14 protein-coding genes and 1 tRNA gene are annotated in these 16,534 nt (G+C 63.5%); 4 read left to right on the top strand and 11 right to left on the bottom strand.

Annotated elements, in window-relative coordinates; all coding sequences use genetic code 11:
• Positions 1-107: 107 nt before the first annotated feature.
• From HU766_RS23640 to fdnG, 8 genes are all read right to left on the bottom strand, one after another.
• Positions 108-419: a hypothetical protein gene (locus HU766_RS23640; RefSeq protein WP_186661152.1), complete on the bottom strand. Its 312-nt coding sequence runs from the start codon at positions 417-419 to the stop codon at positions 108-110.
• A 208-nt stretch (positions 420-627) separates the two neighbouring features.
• Positions 628-723: transfer RNA gene (locus tag HU766_RS23645), tRNA-Sec, on the bottom strand.
• A 6-nt stretch (positions 724-729) separates the two neighbouring features.
• Positions 730-2,652 carry a selenocysteine-specific translation elongation factor gene (gene selB, locus HU766_RS23650; protein ID WP_186661154.1) on the bottom strand — a complete coding sequence of 641 codons (1,923 nt, stop codon included), beginning with the start codon at positions 2,650-2,652 and terminating at the stop codon, positions 730-732.
• Positions 2,649-4,076 (bottom strand): L-seryl-tRNA(Sec) selenium transferase, encoded by a 1,428-nt coding sequence (gene selA / locus HU766_RS23655; RefSeq protein ID WP_186661156.1) that lies wholly within the window; start codon positions 4,074-4,076, stop codon positions 2,649-2,651. The genes selB and selA overlap by 4 nt, the downstream gene beginning before the upstream one ends.
• 144 nt (positions 4,077-4,220) lie before the next feature.
• Entirely contained in the window at positions 4,221-5,147 is a 927-nt protein-coding gene (gene fdhE / locus HU766_RS23660; RefSeq protein ID WP_186661158.1) for a formate dehydrogenase accessory protein FdhE, read from the bottom strand.
• A gap of 4 nt (positions 5,148-5,151) precedes the next feature.
• Positions 5,152-5,808, bottom strand: a complete 657-nt coding sequence (locus HU766_RS23665) for a formate dehydrogenase subunit gamma (RefSeq protein WP_186661160.1) — start codon at positions 5,806-5,808, stop codon at positions 5,152-5,154.
• Positions 5,805-6,755 (bottom strand): formate dehydrogenase subunit beta, encoded by a 951-nt coding sequence (gene fdxH, locus HU766_RS23670; RefSeq protein WP_186661162.1) that lies wholly within the window; start codon positions 6,753-6,755, stop codon positions 5,805-5,807. Before fdxH ends, HU766_RS23665 begins: the two co-directional genes overlap by 4 nt.
• Positions 6,755-9,823, bottom strand: a complete 3,069-nt coding sequence (gene fdnG / locus HU766_RS23675) for a formate dehydrogenase-N subunit alpha (protein WP_186661164.1) — start codon at positions 9,821-9,823, stop codon at positions 6,755-6,757. The genes fdxH and fdnG overlap by 1 nt, the downstream gene beginning before the upstream one ends.
• An 825-nt stretch (positions 9,824-10,648) precedes the next feature.
• On the opposite strand from fdnG, the gene HU766_RS23680 reads away from it, so the two are divergent.
• The gene (locus HU766_RS23680) at positions 10,649-10,918 is read left to right on the top strand and encodes a hypothetical protein (protein WP_186661166.1); all 270 of its coding nucleotides are present in this window, start codon (positions 10,649-10,651) and stop codon (positions 10,916-10,918) included.
• A gap of 4 nt (positions 10,919-10,922) precedes the next feature.
• Positions 10,923-11,195 carry a DUF3077 domain-containing protein gene (locus HU766_RS23685; RefSeq protein ID WP_033697742.1) on the top strand — a complete coding sequence of 91 codons (273 nt, stop codon included), beginning with the start codon at positions 10,923-10,925 and terminating at the stop codon, positions 11,193-11,195.
• Positions 11,196-11,288: 93 nt separating this feature from the next.
• Here HU766_RS23685 and HU766_RS23690 read toward each other — a convergent pair whose 3' ends face one another.
• Genes HU766_RS23690 through HU766_RS23700 form a run of 3 tightly spaced genes read right to left on the bottom strand, consistent with a single transcriptional unit; the run spans position 11,289 to position 13,927 of the window.
• A complete protein-coding gene (locus HU766_RS23690; protein ID WP_033703478.1) occupies positions 11,289-12,062 on the bottom strand; it encodes an SDR family NAD(P)-dependent oxidoreductase in 774 nt (257 codons plus the stop codon).
• Between the two features lie 22 nt (positions 12,063-12,084).
• A complete protein-coding gene (locus tag HU766_RS23695; RefSeq protein ID WP_033703479.1) occupies positions 12,085-12,870 on the bottom strand; it encodes a TSUP family transporter in 786 nt (261 codons plus the stop codon).
• 31 nt (positions 12,871-12,901) lie between these two features.
• The gene (locus tag HU766_RS23700; protein ID WP_033703480.1) at positions 12,902-13,927 is read right to left on the bottom strand and encodes a TauD/TfdA family dioxygenase; all 1,026 of its coding nucleotides are present in this window, start codon (positions 13,925-13,927) and stop codon (positions 12,902-12,904) included.
• A 442-nt stretch (positions 13,928-14,369) separates the two neighbouring features.
• Between HU766_RS23700 and HU766_RS23705 the strand changes: the two genes are divergently transcribed.
• Positions 14,370-15,758 (top strand): PLP-dependent aminotransferase family protein, encoded by a 1,389-nt coding sequence (locus tag HU766_RS23705; RefSeq protein ID WP_186661168.1) that lies wholly within the window; start codon positions 14,370-14,372, stop codon positions 15,756-15,758.
• A gap of 128 nt (positions 15,759-15,886) precedes the next feature.
• Positions 15,887-16,381 (top strand): heme-binding protein, encoded by a 495-nt coding sequence (locus tag HU766_RS23710; RefSeq protein WP_186661170.1) that lies wholly within the window; start codon positions 15,887-15,889, stop codon positions 16,379-16,381.
• The last annotated feature ends 153 nt before the right edge of the window (positions 16,382-16,534 follow it).

Here is a 16,534-nt window from a genome sequence, read left to right on the forward strand (position 1 = left end):
GCGTAAAGCCCAAAACCGGCGTGCTGGGAGGCCGGAATAGCCACGGGCTAATCTGGTAGTGATCACTGTCAAAGGGCGCCGGCTATCACTGACAATAGCGTCAGTTATCAACTAACCGGACGGCCCCACGGTTGCGCGAATAGCAATAGGTAGTTACTCAGTTGTTGCAGGGTAATGATCGGTTTTAAGCGCTGCGCGGCTTTGATGTATGTGAATGCATCGTATCTATGGAACGCGAGGTTATTGAACGTGTTTACGGTGAGCCGGGTGATACCTGTGGGCATTTCGCTTGAGTAGTCGCGCAGTTGCGTGACTTGCCCATCGTCAGTGATGGCTCTGCTCGGCATACCCCGCGTATCGAGTTCGACGCGGTTGGTGTCGACCATCGGGGTATAAGCCTGTTGTGCCTGTGTCGTCATGCTAGGTGCTCCATGCTGGCGCGGCCCTCTGGTCCGTGGCGACGCTGTGCCAGCCCCCTGGGTGTACTCATTAAGCAGCCGGAACAACACACCGACAACTGACAAAAATGACAGGTGACATTGCCACAATTTCGCCGTAGGCCTGCGCTGCGCACGGCATTGCTGCGCGGGCAAACATTGGCTGGGCATAGGGGAAGTCAGGGGGAAATGGCGGAAGGCAGCGGGAGTCGAACCTGCCCGGGAACGGCTGCCGTCCCCAACCGGGTTTGAAGCCCGGCCGCGCCACCGGGCGCGATTGCCTTCCTTGAACTCAGTGCCTGGCCTGCTGCTGGGCCAGGGCGCTGTCGGCGCGGATGTAACGCTGGTCGGCCACCCTGCGGGTCAGGCCGATGCGGTCGAAATACTCCAGAATCTGCACACTGCGTTTGCGACCGATGCCCAACATATCGCGAAACGCTGCCACCTGCACTATCGGCGCTTCATTCGCCTGGCCAAGCAGCAACGCGGCCATGCGCTGTATCGTCGCCGCCGGGTAAAACAGGTCGCGTACCACCTGGTGCACCAGCCCGAGCCTTGCCAGCTTGCGCAACAGCAGGCGTACATCCGCTTCGGCGCAGCCCGCTTCATTGGCCAAGGCCCTGACCCACGGTGGGTCGAACTGCCCCTCCAGCAAACGTGGCTCCAGCCTCGCCCACAATGCGTTGTCGGCCTCGCTCAACTGCACCTTGTGATCGGGCAGATGCAACCAAGGCCCGCTGCTGGAAACCTGCCCTTCATCGAGCAGTTCATCCAGCAGGCTGACAAACGCCGGGCGCTCCAGCGGCAAAGCCGCAAAGCGTCGCAAGCGGTCGCGGTCCGGGCCGAGCTGGTCGGGCTCCTGCTGGTGAAACAGCGCCAGCTGCGCCAGCAGTTGCTGCTTGAGGGCGCACCACTGGGCGTTGGCAAACAACAACGGCCCCTGGCGCGTGGCTATCACCTGCACATCCGCCGGCAACTGCCAGCTGGCCCGCAGGCGGTTGAACTGCCGCTCCAGCCGCTGCGGGTCAAGCCCTCCGGCAGCGGTGGCAAGCAAGGCCGGTAACGCCTGCTCCAGATCCTCGGCATCACGCAGCACCTGCAACTGGCGCAGCCGGGGCTCGCTGCGACGCTGCCGGCTGGGCGCAAACGGGTCGAGTACCCGCCCGCCCCCCAGCGTGCGCTGGGCGCGCTGATCGCGCAGCACCAGCCGATCGCCATGCACGGCCTGCAGCGGCGCGTTGAGTAGCAACTGGGCATACATGCGCTGGCCTGCCTGCAGTACTTCGCCTTCGAGCAATGCCACGCGGGCAGTCACATCCTGGGTGCCCAGGTGGACGTGCACGGCGCTGAAATGCTCGAACGGGCGGGGCTCACCGGCAAGCAGCGTGAGCTCGATATCCACTCGGACACTGGGCGCATGCAGCCACTCGGGCACCAGCCAGTCACCCCGGTGTACCTGCTCGACCGCCAGCCGCTCGGCCGCGATGTTCAACGCCACCCGCTGGCCCGCTTCGGCCACCAGCGCCGCTTGGCTCTGCGCATGCAGGCCACGCACGCGCACGGGTTTGCCCGCTTTGCCCAACAGCAAGGTATCGCCGGCACGGACCTGGCCGGCCAATGCCGTGCCGGTGACCACCACGCCGGCACCGGAGACGGCGAAGGCACGGTCGATGGCCAGCCGAAAACCACCGCGCACACTGCGCTGCCGCACGCGCCCTTGAGCCTGCAGCAGCGCCTGGCGCAACGCCGCCACCCCCTCGCCCGTGACGCTGGAAAGGGCAAATTGCGGCGCGCCCGCATATGGCCCCGGCGCCAGCAGCGCGGCAACCTGCGCTTGCACCTCGGCCACCCGCGCGGGCGCTACCCGGTCGCACTTGCTGACCGCCACCAGTGCCTGGGGGATGCCCAGCAATTGAATGATCGCCAGGTGCTCGCGGGTCTGCGGCATGACGCCGTCGTCTGCGGCCACCACCAGCAACACCAGGTCGATGCCGTGGGCACCGGCGAGCATGTTGTGGATAAAACGCTCGTGGCCGGGCACGTCGATGAAGCCGGTCAGCGGCGCACCTTCGGCCAGGGCTGCATAGCGGTAGCCGAGATCGATGGTCATGCCGCGCTCGCGCTCTTCCTGGCGATGGTCACCCGCCTGCCCGGTCAGGGCCTGCAGCAGCGCGGTCTTGCCGTGGTCGATATGGCCGGCGGTGCCAACGATCACTGCACCGGCCCCAACTGCAGGGCCGGCAGTTGCGCCAACCACTGGGCTTCGTCGTCCAGCTGACGCAGGTCGAGCCACAGTGCATCGTCGTCGATGCGCCCGAGCACCGGTACCGGAAGGTTGCGCAAGGCCCGCTCCAACACATGCAGGCTACGCCCGCGCAGCTTCTTCGACACCCGCGGGCGCAGGCACAGCGCGGCGCTGGGCAGGCGTGCAACCGGCTGGCTGCCACTGCCGATCATGCCCAATGCTGGCTCCACGCTGACGGCCCACTGTGCGTCGAGGCGAGCCTTGAGTTCCGGTGCTAGGCGCTCGGCCTGGGCCTGGATTTCGGCCTGGCTGCGGGTCAGCAGGCGCAGGCTGGGCAAGCGCTCGGCCAGCCGGTCGGGGTTGCGGTACAGCGCCAGCACCGCCTCAAGCGCGGCGAGGGTGATCTTGTCGACGCGCAGCGCGCGTTTGAGGGGGTTTTTCTTGATCTTGGCGATCAGCGCCTTGCGCCCGACGATGATCCCGGCCTGCGGGCCGCCCAGCAGCTTGTCGCCGCTGAAGGTGACGATATCGGCGCCGTCGGCCAGGGCCTGGCGCACGGTCGGTTCGGCGGGCAGGCCCCAGCGAGTCATATCGAGCAGGCTGCCACTGCCCAGGTCTTCGAGCAGGGGCAGGTCATGTTGGTGGGCAATGTGCGCGAGTTCGGCGGTGGGCACCTGAGTGGTGAAGCCCTGGATGCTGTAGTTGCTGCAGTGCACGCGCATCAGCAGGCCGGTACGCGGGTTGATCGCGCCTTCGTAGTCGCGGGCATGGGTGCGGTTGGTGGTGCCGACTTCGTGCAGGCGCACGCCGGCGCGGGCCATGATGTCGGGGATGCGGAAGGCACCGCCGATCTCGATCAGCTCGCCCCGGGAGATGATGCCCTCCTTGCGCGCGCCCAGGCTGTTCAGCGCCAGCAGCACGGCGGCGGCGTTGTTGTTGACCACGGTGACGGCTTCGGCGCCGGTCAGCTCGCGGATCAGCCCTTCGATCAGGTCGTCGCGGTCACCGCGCTTGCCGGTGGCCAGGTCGAACTCCAGGTTGAGCGGGTAGCGGGCTGCGGTCTGCATGGCTTCGATGGCCTCTTCCGGCAACAAGGCGCGGCCGAGGTTGGTGTGCAGCACGGTGCCAGTGAGGTTGAACACGCGGCGGACCTGGCTGCGTTGCTGGGTGGCCAGGCGCTCGCCGGTGCGGCCCAGCAACACGTCTGCGGCCAGTTCGGCGGTGCTGAGTTGGCCTTGCCGGGTGGGTTCGCGCAGGTCGTCGAGCAGTTGGCGCAGCGTATTCAGCACGGCGTCGCGGCCATGCCGGTCGATCAGCGGGAGGCAGGCCGGGTGGCGCAGGAGGGTATCGATGGAAGGCAGGCGTGGGGCGTTATCGGCGAGGCTTGAAGACATCAGGTACTACCTTGAGCTGGTCCGTTGTCTGTTCTGACCCTTTCGCGGGGCAAGCCCGCCCCCACAGTTTTCGAAAAAAGCGCAGTACCTGTGGGAGCGGGCTTGCCCCGCGAAAAGGGCGACTCGAACTTGCAGTGTAGACACTCAGCCACCACCCGGCGCCAGCATCAGGTTCGGTGCCAGGCGTTGAAAGCCTTCCTCATCCAAGCGCATATCCAGTGCCAGGCTGGCCAAGTCATCGGCCAACGGCTCGGCCGCCGCATCGTTCTCCAGGTAACTCTGCTTCAGGTAGCTGTTGCACCCCGGGCAGCACTCGGCCCGCAGCGGCGCCTTGCCCGGCGCGTGGCGATCATCCTCCAGGCTAGTATAGCGCAGGCCCTTGCTCGACTCGCAGTACACGCACTTGACCCGCACCACATGCCACTCGCAGGCACACAACGAACACGCCAGGTAACGCAGGCCGTTGTGCTTGCCACGGTTGCGCACCACCCCGGCCATCGCCGGCGAGCCGCAGGCCGGGCACTGGGCCTGGCTGCCAGAGGGCTTGAGCTCGGCGGCCGGCAGCGCCAGCAGCCAGCTGAACCACGCGGCTTGTAGCGCGGCGCCGAGAAACGGCACCAACGCTGCCGGCACGGCGTCGAATTGCCCAGCCAGCAAGGCGATGCCCCACCCCTTGCGCTGGCTGTCGTCACTGTCGCGCAGTGCCTGCAACGCCACAGCCAACGGGCCGCTGGCCTCTTCGTCAAAGTGCTCGATCAACGCCTGCATCCACGCCAGCCACGGCCCTTCGCGCACCAGGCTGTCGGCTGCAAGGGGCGGCAGACCATGGCTTATGCACAGGCGCTGACGCGCTTCGGCCACCGGTAAACCACTGGGCGGGTTATCCACAAGCTGCTGCTGGAAGCGGCACAGCCAGGCGATCAGGCGCAGGTAATCGCCAAGGGCATTACCCACTGCCAACTGCTCCAGCCGCTCGGCACGCTGGGCGAACAAGTCCTTGGGCGGCAGATGAATGAACGGCGGCGCCACCGCCGACGCTTCGATCTGCCCGGGTTCGAGTATCGTGCTCACACGCTCATCCTTCTTTACGTCCGTGATCGCCCGGCGTCTTGTCGCCAGTCACGTCGCGGTACCACAACTGATGGTGTTTGCGCGCCCAGGCGCGGCTGACCCAGCCATGCAGCATGGCGCCGATCGAGCCTTTGATCCAGATACCGGCGTAGATGTGCACGATGATGCTGAGGATCAGCACGAAGCCTGCCAGTGCATGGGCAAGCGACGCTACGCGTATCGCGCCAATATCGAAGTAATGGCTGAAATACGCGCGCCAGATCACCACACCGCTGATCAACAGCACCAGCATGCACACCAGCAGCGTCCAGAACAGCAGCTTCTGCCCTGCGTTGTACTTGCCAATAGGCGGCACGCCGTCTTCCCGGTTGACCATCACCCGGTCGATGCGGCGCAGCCACAGGCGGTCGTTGGCGGTGATGAAATTGGCGCGCCAGAAGCGCACCACCAGGCCAAGGAAGAACACGAACATCGCCACGCCCATGAACGGGTGCAGGATGCGTGTCCAGGGCCCGCCGCCGAACAGGTGGCTGAGCCAGAACAGCGCCGGGTGGAACAGCGCCAACCCGGAAAGCCCGGCCAGGAAGAACAGGATGGCGACGATCCAGTGGTTGGTCCGTTCGTTGGCGTTGTAGCGCAGGATGGGTTTGTTGTCGTTCATGGCCGCTGCTCCCCTTGCCCACCGGGCTGCTTCGGATCGTAGACATGCACTGCCGGGTCCACCTGGTGCACGCTGTCATCGGGCGGTGTGGGGTGTTCGTCCTCTTCGACCCGCTGCGGGCCGACCCGCACATAGTGGAAGAACCCGGCCAGCACCGCCGCGCCCATGGCCAGCAGCGCCAGCGGTTTGGTGAAGCCCTTCCACAAGCCCACCAGCGGGCTGATCACCGGTTGGTCCGGCAGGCCGGCGTACAACGTGGGCGTGTCGGCATGGTGCAGCACGTACATCACGTGGGTGCCGCCGACGCCGTCCGGGTCATACAGCCCGGCGTTGTCGTAGCCGCGCGACTTGAGGTCGACGATACGCTCGGCGGCGTGCACCTTCATCTCATCCTTGGTGCCGAACACGATCGCCCCGGTCGGGCAGGTTTTCACGCAGGCCGGCTCCAGGCCCACGGTCACGCGGTCGGAACACAGGGTGCATTTGTACGCCTTGTGGTCCTTCTGCGAGATGCGCGGGATATTGAACGGGCAGCCGGTGATGCAGTAGCCGCAGCCGATGCAGTGGTCCTGGTTGAAGTCGACGATGCCGTTGGCGTGCTTGATGATTGCCCCCGGGCTCGGGCACGCCTTCAGGCAGCCTGGTTCGGCGCAATGCATGCAGCCGTCCTTGCGGATCAGCCACTCCAGGTTGCCGTCGTCGCGCTCGTGCTCGGTAAAGCGCATCAGGGTCCAGGTCTCGGCGGTGAGGTCCTGGGGGTTGTCGTAGGTGCCGTGGTTGTGGCCGACCTCGTCACGCAGTTCGTTCCACTCCGAGCACGCCACCTGGCAGGCCTTGCAGCCGATGCACTTGGTGGTGTCGATCAGCTTGGCGACTTCCTGCTGCTGGCGTACCGACGGCGGTACGGTGGTGGTGGCCGAGCGGGCGATGATGTCTTGGCTGGCCATCAGAGTTTCTCCACTTTGACGAGGAACGACTTGGACTCCGGCGTCTGGGTATTGCCATCACCCAGGAACGGCACCAGGGTGTTGGTCAGGTAGCCGTGCCGGGTCGCCCCGGTGAAGCCCCAGTGCAGTGGGATGCCGATCTGGTGCACGGTCTGGTTGTTGACCTGCAGCGGGCGAATCCGCTTGGTCACCACCGCCACCGCATCGATATGGCCGCGCTTGCTCGACACCCGCACCCGGTCACCCGCCTTGATGCCTTTCTCGTTCGCCAGCACCTCGCCAATCTCGACGAACTGCTCGGGCTGGGCGATGGCGTTGAGCCGGCAATGCTTGCTCCAGAAGTGGAAGTGCTCGGTCAGCCGGTACGTGGTCGCCGCGTAGGGGAATTCATCATGGGTGCCGAGGGTGTCCCACACCGAATCGAAGATCCGCCCGGCCGGGTTGCTGGTGGCCTTCTTGTTCTGCGGGTGCAGCGGGTTGATGCCGATCGGTGTTTCAAACGGCTCATAGTGCTCGGGGAACGGGCCTTCGGCCATCTTGTCGATGGCGAAGAAGCGCGCCACGCCCTCGGGGTTCATGATGAACGGGTTCATCCCGGCTTCCGGTGGCGAGTCGACCTTGAAGTCGGGCACGTCGGTACCGGTCCAGGCCTTGCCGTTCCACCACACCAGGCGCTTCTTCTCTGGGTCCCATGGCTTGCCTTGCGGGTCGCTGGAGGCACGGTTGTAGAGGATGCGGCGGTTGGCCGGCCAGGCCCAGGCCCAGTTCTGAACCTGGTGCATACCATACGGGTCGCTGTTGTCACGGCGGGCCATCTGGTTGCCTTGCTCGGTCCAGCAGCCGGCGAAAATCCAGCAGCCCGACGCCGTGCTGCCGTCGTCCTTGAGCTGGCCGAAGCCCGACAACTGTTGCCCGCCCTTGAGCACGGCGCCGGTCGGGTCGGTGACGTCGGTCACGGCCCAGCCGTTCATTTCCTTGGCCAGCTCCTCCGGGGACGGCTCTTCAGGGATCTTGTACGGCCAGCTGATGTTCATCAGGGCATCGGGGTAGGCGCCGCCCTCGGCCTGGTAGCGTTGGCGCAGGCGCAGGAACAGTTCACTCATGATGTGCACGTCGGTGCGGGTCTGGCCTGGGCCGTCGGCGCCCTTCCAGTGCCACTGCAGCCAGCGGCTGCTGTTGACCAGCGAGCCGTCCTCTTCGGCAAAACAGGTGGTGGGCAGGCGGATCACTTCGGTCTGGATGTTGGCCGTGTCGACGTCGTTGAACGGCCCGGCGTTGCGCCAGAACTCGGAGGTTTCGGTGGCCAGCGGGTCCATGATCACCAGCCATTTGAGCTTGGCCAGCGCTGCGGTGACGCGGTTCTTGTCCGGCAGCGCGGCGATCGGGTTGAAGCCCTGGCAGATGTAACCGTTGACCTTGCCCTGGCTCATCATCTCGAACATGCGCAGCACGTCGTAGGCCGGCACGTCGAGCTTGGGCAGCCAGTCGTAGCCCCAGTTGTTTTCTGCCGTGGCATTGGCGCCATACCAGGCCTTCATCAGGCTGACGTGGAACTTGCCGTAGTTCTGCCAGTACGACAGCTGCCCCGGGCGCAGCGGCTTGGAGGCGCGTTTGTCGATGAACGCGGCGTAGTCCTGTTCGGCATCGCCGGCCAGGGTCAGGTAGCCCGGCAGCGAGTTGGACAGCAGGCCGAGGTCGGTCAGGCCCTGGATGTTGGAGTGCCCGCGCAGGGCGTTGACCCCGCCGCCCGGCATGCCGACGTTACCCAGCAGCAACTGGACCATGGCCGCACTGCGGATGATCTGCGCGCCGATCGAATGCTGCGTCCAGCCCAGCGCATAGAGAATCGTCATGGTCTTGCCCGGTGCCGAGCAGGTGGCAATCTCTTCCCAGATCTTCATCATGGCGTCCTGCGGCATGCCACAGGTCATGCTGGCCAGTTCCGGGGTGTAGCGGCTGTAGTGCTGCTTCATCAACTGGAACACGCAACGCGGGTGTTGAAGGGTTGGGTCGACTTTGGCAAAGCCGTCCTCCCCCAGCTCGTAGCCCCAACCGGACTTGTCGGCATACACGCGCTTGGCGGGGTCGTAGCCGCTGAACAGCCCGTCCTCGAAGCCATAGCTTTCTTTGACGATGAACGACACGTCGGTGTAGTTGCGCACGTATTCGTGCTGGATCTTGTCGGTGCTCAGCAGGTAGTTGATCAGCCCGCCCATGAAGGCGATGTCGCTGCCGGTGCGAATCGGTGCGTAGTAGTCCGCCACCGAGGCGGTACGGGTAAACCGCGGGTCGACCACGATCAGCCGCGCCTTGTTGTGCGCTTTGGCCTCGGTCACCCACTTGAAGCCGCACGGGTGCGCTTCTGCTGCGTTGCCACCCATCACCAGGACCAGATTCGCGTTGGCGATATCGGACCAGTGGTTGGTCATGGCGCCACGGCCGTACGTCGGGGCAAGACTTGCCACCGTCGGGCCATGTCAGACACGTGCTTGGTTATCGAACCCCAGCATGCCTGTTGCGCGGATGACCTTGTGGGTCAGGTAGCCAGCCTCGCTGGAGGCGGCGGAGGCAGCGAGAAAACCGGTGGTGAGCCAGCGGTTGACGGTTTGCCCCTGGGCGTTTTTCTCGATGAAGTTGGCGTCACGGTCCTGCTTCATCAGGTGGGCGATGCGGTCGAGCGCCTCGTCCCACTCCACCCGCACCCACTCCTTGCTGCCCGGCTTGCGCACTTCGGGGTACTGCAGGCGGCTCGGGCTGTGGATAAAGTCCAGAAGGCCTGCGCCTTTGGGGCACAGCGTGCCGCGGTTGACCGGGTGGTCGGCGTCGCCTTCGATGTGGATGATGTTCTGTTTGACGTTTTTGCCCGCATCGCCCTGGCTGTACATGATCAGGCCGCAGCCGACCGAGCAGTAAGGGCAGGTGTTGCGGGTTTCGATGGTGTGCGCCAGCTTGAAGTGGCGTACCTGCTCGGCGAAGGCCGGCGTCGGGGCCATGCCCAACGCCGCCAGGCTAGAGCCTCCAAGGCCGACGGCGGCGACCTTGAAGAATTGCCGACGGTTGAGGTCCATCGTGCACTCCTGATCAGGTGGTGGGCGCACGGAACATGGCCGGCGCCTTTTGGTAGTCACGGTGACGGTTTTGACGGCCGCCAAGGGGTAAGACTAGTCAAGAATTGGGAAGGTGCGATGACGTGGGTCAGGGGAGGTGTTGGGGATCGGTGTGGGGGCTGACAGGTGTTCGCCACAACAGCTTCAGCGCCTGTGAGATCGAGCGCCGCCCGCGCGGCGCATCGCGACGCAAGGCCGCTCCTACATCTGTTTCGGGCCAATTATTCCTGAGGCATTGGCGCGCGCCCCCTTGGTGTTCGCCTCGATATTGCGTCGTGCGAACAAGGCGGTCGCGCGCAAATGTCACAGACCTCATTGGCCCGAAACAAATGTAGGAGCGGCCTTGCGTCGCGATGCGCCGCGCGGGCGGCGCTCGATCTCATAGGCGCTGAAGCTGTTGTGGCGAACACCCCGTGCCCACCCTTTTCTCCCGACATGCACCTCACAGCCAACAAACCCATCCGCCGTAAGACATTTCTGAACCTGAAACCAAATGCTACAGGTTCCAGCCACTTAGGAATTACCCTACACGCACTGCTGAAGTATCGCTGTTGTCGGGGAAATGCCTCAGGGATAACGTTTTCGGGTCGCTTCGGCGGCCGGGCATGAGAACCCGATCAATTAGCTAGCAGCACCGTTATGGTGGCCGTACGTGGGCGGGCTTTCGCCTGGCCGAGTGTTTGCTAGCTTCTATCGGCTTTCTCACACCTGCGTATGGCTGCCACCTTCAATCCATGAGAAAGATTCAGGTGGTAGCACCCTTCGACGAGAAGCTGGAGTTACCCTATGAAAAAGATCGTCCCAGACCCACCCCGCCGCAAACCGATCACCACCCCATTCTTCACCGTCCAATCCGACATGTACCCACCCCATGCCCTCGCCCACGTTAGCGAGCTGCTACGCGGCGTCATCGAAACCATCGACGACCATTGCCGCGCCCACGCCAGCGAACCTGGCCTGAACATGCTGAGCAATGCCTTGCATGCCAGCGAGATCGCCCGTTCGCTGGTAGAGCACGTACACAACCGTCTCTATGGCCAACAGGCCGAGGAGTGAGCCCATGGCCGACGAACCCAAGCCCCTCACCACCGCGGGCCTGGCAACCTTCCTTGATGTGGGCAACCCATCGTTGAACTTGCTGCGTGTGCAGCCTGGCATCCCGATTGATGTGGCATACGAGCAGGTGTCGGTGCTGCTGGGCTACATCAAGCACCTGGTGCGTGAAGGCGATATGGACGATGACCACAAGTTGCTCGGCGCGGCTGACTACCTGAGTGTCCTGGCCAAGGCGTTGATGGACGATATCGAGTTAGCCAAGAACCGGTTGCATTAATCTCACTGGCCTCTTCGCGGTAAACCCCACAAGATCCCGCAAAGAGGCCATCAGCCGTCAGGGCGCCGGTTGGCCCAAACGATAACGGGGCAATCAAGCAGCGCCCAACGGCCTAGGCAGATCGCGCACCACATTAAGCGCCGCACTGCTCTGCGCCACCGGCATGATCTCGATGGTATTGATATTCACATGCGCGGGCTGGTCTGCAATCCAGGCCACCGTGGCCGCGATATCCTCCGGCAGAATCGCCTCCACATCACGGTACAGAGCCTGCACGGCCTCCACATCGCCCTTCAGGCGCACCAGCGAAAAATCGGTGCCCGAGCACAGGCCCGGTTCAATGTTGCTCACCCGAACACACGTACCGGCCAGGTCGGCACGCAGATTGAGGCTGAACTGGCGAACGAATGCCTTGCTGGCGCCATACACGTTGCCGCCTGGGTAGGGGTAAGTGCCGGCAATGGAGCCGATGTTGATGATCATCCCGCTGTCCGCCGCCACCATCTGCGGCAGGATCTTGTGGGTGACCATGGCCAGCCCGGTGACATTGGTGTCGATCATCCGCTGCCAGTTTTCGGCGCTGCTGGCCTGGGCGCGATCGACACCCAGCGCCAGCCCGGCGTTGTTCACCAGCAGGTCGATCTGCAGCGACGCATCACGGATCTGTTCGACTGCCGCTTCAAGCGACACCGGGTCGGTGACATCCAGGGCCAGCGGGATGAAATTGACCCCCAGTTCACCCTCCAGTGCCTGCAGTTTATCCATGCGCCGGGCGCCACCGATCACGCGGTAGCCCTTGGCAACCAAGGTACGACAGATGGCACGGCCAAACCCCGAGGAGGCGCCGGTTACGAATGCGGTTTTCATCAGTTATCTCCGGTTGGGTAAGTCAGACCAGGTACTTCACGCCCAGGCTGGTGAACAGGCACAGCATCGAGAACACCAACACCTTGCGCACCACGTCGTTGCCTTTGCGCAAGGCCAGGGCACTGCCCATGTGGTTGCCGAGGATGTTGCAGGCCACCAGTGGCAGGGCCAGCAGGTACACAACCTTGCCGGCCATGATGAACGCCACCAGTGCGCCGATGTTGGAGGCGAAGTTGAAGGTCTTGGAGTTGGCCGAGCTGGAGACCAGGTCCATGCGCAGCAGGTAGTGGAAGGCGATGATGAACATGCTGCCGGTGCCAGGGCCGAAGAAGCCGTCATAAAAGCCGATGGTCAGGCAGGTCAGCGGCACCACGGTGTACAGCACCCGTGGAGACAGCTCGCGTTCCTCGACCGGGCGGTCCTTGGGGGTGAGGAAAATCAGGATGCCGACCGGGATCAGCGCCAGGATGATCTTGCCCACGGTCTCCTGGGAGATCGACACGATCAGGTGCGCCCCCAGGTAGGCCCCGAGCAACGAGAACGGCACGCCGACCAGCGCCACCTTCCAGACCATCTTGCTGTTGGCCAGAAAGTTGCGAATGGCCGCCAGCGTGCCCAGGGTGCTGACCAGTTTTTCTTGCCCCAGGGCCACTTGCGGCGGCATGCCCACCAGCAAAAACCCAGGGACCAGAAACAGCCCGCCACCGCCGGCAATGCTGTCGACGAAGCCGGCAATGAACGCGATCGCACCCAGCATCAGGATCGCCAGCAGCCAATGTTCCGCCCAGAAAGCGCCTAACAGTTCCATAACATTACGTCCATCGAGTGGTTGAGTGAGATCAGGAGCGCACTTCGTAGAGGTGATCGGCGCGGGTGAAATGCACACGGTTCAGGTCGTTGACCGCGAACAGGCGCATCAGCCAGCGGTCGGCACCGTCGTTTTGCGGCTCGAAGCCATCACGGGCATGCAACACGCGCTGGTTCTTGAACACCATGAAGTCGCCCGGCAGCAGCAGGTGCGGCTCATCGAAGCGGCGGGTTTCCAGCACGCCGCGCAGGCTGGCCAAGGCTTGCTCGGCGCGCAGGTTCAGCCCGTGGGTGTTTTCGCTGTCGAAACGGCACAACCACTCGCCCGCGTTGCCACGTGCCAGCACGGGCAGCTCGGCGGTGCAGCGCCGATTGGCGGTGAACGAGTCGGGGCGGCGAATTTCGAACTGTGGCTGGCAAAGCTCGCGCACGCTGGCCGCGGGCAGCGCCGCCACTACGGCATCGAGGTTGACCAACGTTGTGCTGATACGTGGGTCACAGCGCATGCCGAAGAACGACAGGTACTCCGGGCAGCACGAAGCGCTGCCCAGTGGCTCGGACGACAACGGCAAGTCGGGGTTGTCCACATGATAGGAAAAGCGCAGCCGCGAGCCGTGGGAGCTCTTGTGGCTGGACGAGGTACGCGCCGGGATGACATGGCGGAACAGGCGCCCGTCGTTCTCCCCTTCATAAACGATCGGGTTGATCCCCATCAGGCTCTGCATGGTCAGGCTTACCAGGCAGGCTATCGGCGTGCTGCGCGGGCTGAGTACCCCGGAGTACGGCGTAGGGGGGACGTCGCGGTCGCGTGGGCAGTTGCGCACGATCATGCAGGTCAGCTGCGGGTCTTCGACGAAGCCACGAATCTGTTGGCAGAGTGCTTTGCCCAGCACCTCCTGTGCCTGGTCCTTGAGCTGCGGATAGAGCTCTTTGCTGGTTTCAAAATCGAGGGGGGTATTGTTCAGTACGGTTTGCCAGGCACTTGAAGTCACCCAAGGCAGGCGAATCTCCAGTGAAGTCTGAGGCTCGGCTGCTTGTTGCAGGTGTGCGCTTTCCATTTCGAGTGATAGTCCATTGAGCTAGCTTGTGGCCATTCGGTGTCGTGCTAAGCCGGGCAGAGGCGGCAGACATTGTCTTTTTTTTGAAGCCGTTCACAGCTGTGCGATGGGGTGGCGGAGGCAGAAAGGGCATCCGTCAATTGCATCGACTCAATCATTGTAATTACAAAAATAGAATCGACTCAATTTATTTCATCATCAAGAAAGAACATCGATTGAATCGATTCAATCAACTTATTGATTTCAAAAGATTTCTTGATAATCGAGCGCAGAGGCTGGCGCCTGATGACGAGTACAGCCGAAAACCGACTTACCCGGCCTTCCACTTTTGCTTCTCCGAACCACCTCAATCGGTGCAATTTACCCACAAGAAAACACAATTACTCCTATCAGACCTTTCGTGCTAGGCTTTCGCGTTCTTGCAGCTTCTGGTGCCATTTCCATGTGGGTTCCTCACTACAGCGACCTGGCACAGCCGGTCTATCTGATGATCGCCGACGCCCTTGAACAGGACATCGGCAGCGGCCGGCTGACCGCTGGCGAACGCTTGCCAACACTCAAGGACCTGGCCGAATCACTGAACGTGACGCCTGGCACCATCGGCCGAGCCTATGACGAAGCGGCCAAACGTGGCCTGGTGGTTGGCGAGGTAGGGCGCGGCACCTTCGTGCTGCAGCAACGCCAGGCGCAGGCCCCGGCAGCACGCCCCGTACCGGCGCCAGCCGAACGCGAGAGCGGGCAGATCGACCTTTCGATCATCAAGCCCAATGACGCGCACATGACCGACTGGCTGCGCGGGGCAATAAACGAACTGGCCGCGTCACCCGACCTGGCCCAGGTGCTCGATTACGTCACCGAGGGTGGCCATGCGACGCACAAGCAGGCCGGTGCGGCCTGGATCCAGCGCTGGATGCCTGAAGCCAACTGGCAGCAGGTAGTGCTGACCTCGGGTGCCCAGCATGGCCTGCTGGTGGCCATCAGCAGCCTGTCCAAAGGCGACGACGTCATACTGTGCGAGTCGTTCTGCTACCCAGGCATCATTTCGCTGGCCCATAGCATGGGGCGCCGCCTGCGCGGTGTGGCCATGGACGAACATGGCCTGATTCCCGAGGCCTTGCGCGCAGCGTGCGTAGAACACCGCCCTTCCCTGCTGGTGTGCGTCACCACCCACCAGAACCCGACCAACTCGATCATGCCCCACGCGCGCCGCGAAGCCATCGCCGCCATTGCCCGCGAGTTCGACCTGTTCATCGTCGATGACGATATTTACGGCTTCCTGGAGCCAGCACCTGGCTACAAGCCCTTGGCCGCCTATGCACCCGAACGCTCGGTATACCTGACCAGCTTGTCCAAGAGCGTGCTGCCAGCGCTGCGTATCGGCTACCTGTATGCCCCGCCGCAAACCCTGTCGCGGCTGTCGTCGATGGTGCGCAGCAGCGTGTGGATGCCATCGCCGTTGATGGCACAACTGGCCAGCAACCTGATCAACAGCGGCATGGCCGAGCAACTGGTGCAGGTGCAGCAGGACGAAGCGGCCACGCGCCAGCAGATGGCCCGTGAAATCCTTGGCAAGTACAAGATCCGCAGCCAGCCCTACAGTTTTCATATCTGGCTGGAACTGCCCGAGCCCTGGACCAGCGACGAATTTGCCAACCTGGCGCGCAACAATGGCGTCACCGTGGTCAGCGGCAGCCAGTTCCTGCCTGAACGCAGCGCTGCCACCTGTGGCGTGCGTATCGCCCTGATGACGCCGAGCCGTGCGGAACTGGGCTTTGCCCTGACCAAGCTGGTCAGCCTGCTGGATTCGCCGGAGCCGCGGCTTTTCTACTAGGCGAATGACCCTGGACGGCTCGCTGCCGTCCTTTTGAGACAGGCCGCCATCAGTTTCAGAAACGGACTACATCAACAAACGCCAGTCGCCTGCTAGGTTGCCCGAATAATCCTAAGGGTAATGCTTGCATGAAAACCTATTACGGCCGTGCCAGTCTCCTCATGTGCTCGCTGTTGCTGGCGGCACCCTCGCTGGCTGATCCCCTGACAGCCGCCCCGCCTCCCTGCGCCTCGATCACTGCCGAAGCCGCCCGGGCAATGGCCTCAGCCGCCGAACGCGCTGCCCAGGCCGAGGGCTTTGCCATCGTCATCAGCATTGTCGACAACCATGGCAACCTCAAGCACTTCCACCGCATGGACGGCACCAGCAGCGGCAGCATCCAGGTCGCAAAGCTCAAGGCCGCGACTTCCGCCCGTTTCCCGCTTGCCTCCAGAACACTTGCAGAGCGCAGTGCTGCCCTGCCAGCGAATCCCTATGCGTCACTGCCTGGCTTCACACTACTGGGGGGTGGCCTGCCAATCATGGATGCGAATGGCCAGCATATCGGCGGCATCGGTATCAGCGGGGCTACGCCGGAGCTGGATGTGCAGTTTGCCCAGGCGGCGCTGGATGGCGATGCCTGACGCTCGAGGCTTACCTTTCATTTGCGCCCGTGAAGTTTCCTCGCAATCGAGTAGGAGGCGGGTTCACACCCGCCGTCCTCTCACACCACCGTGCGTACGGTTCCGTACACGGCGGTTCAGGTTATGCGGCTAAGCCGGTTGATCGTATCCAGT

It is taken from the genome of Pseudomonas sp. SWRI77 (assembly GCF_014269105.1).
GTDB classification, from domain to species: domain Bacteria; phylum Pseudomonadota; class Gammaproteobacteria; order Pseudomonadales; family Pseudomonadaceae; genus Aquipseudomonas; species Aquipseudomonas capeferrum.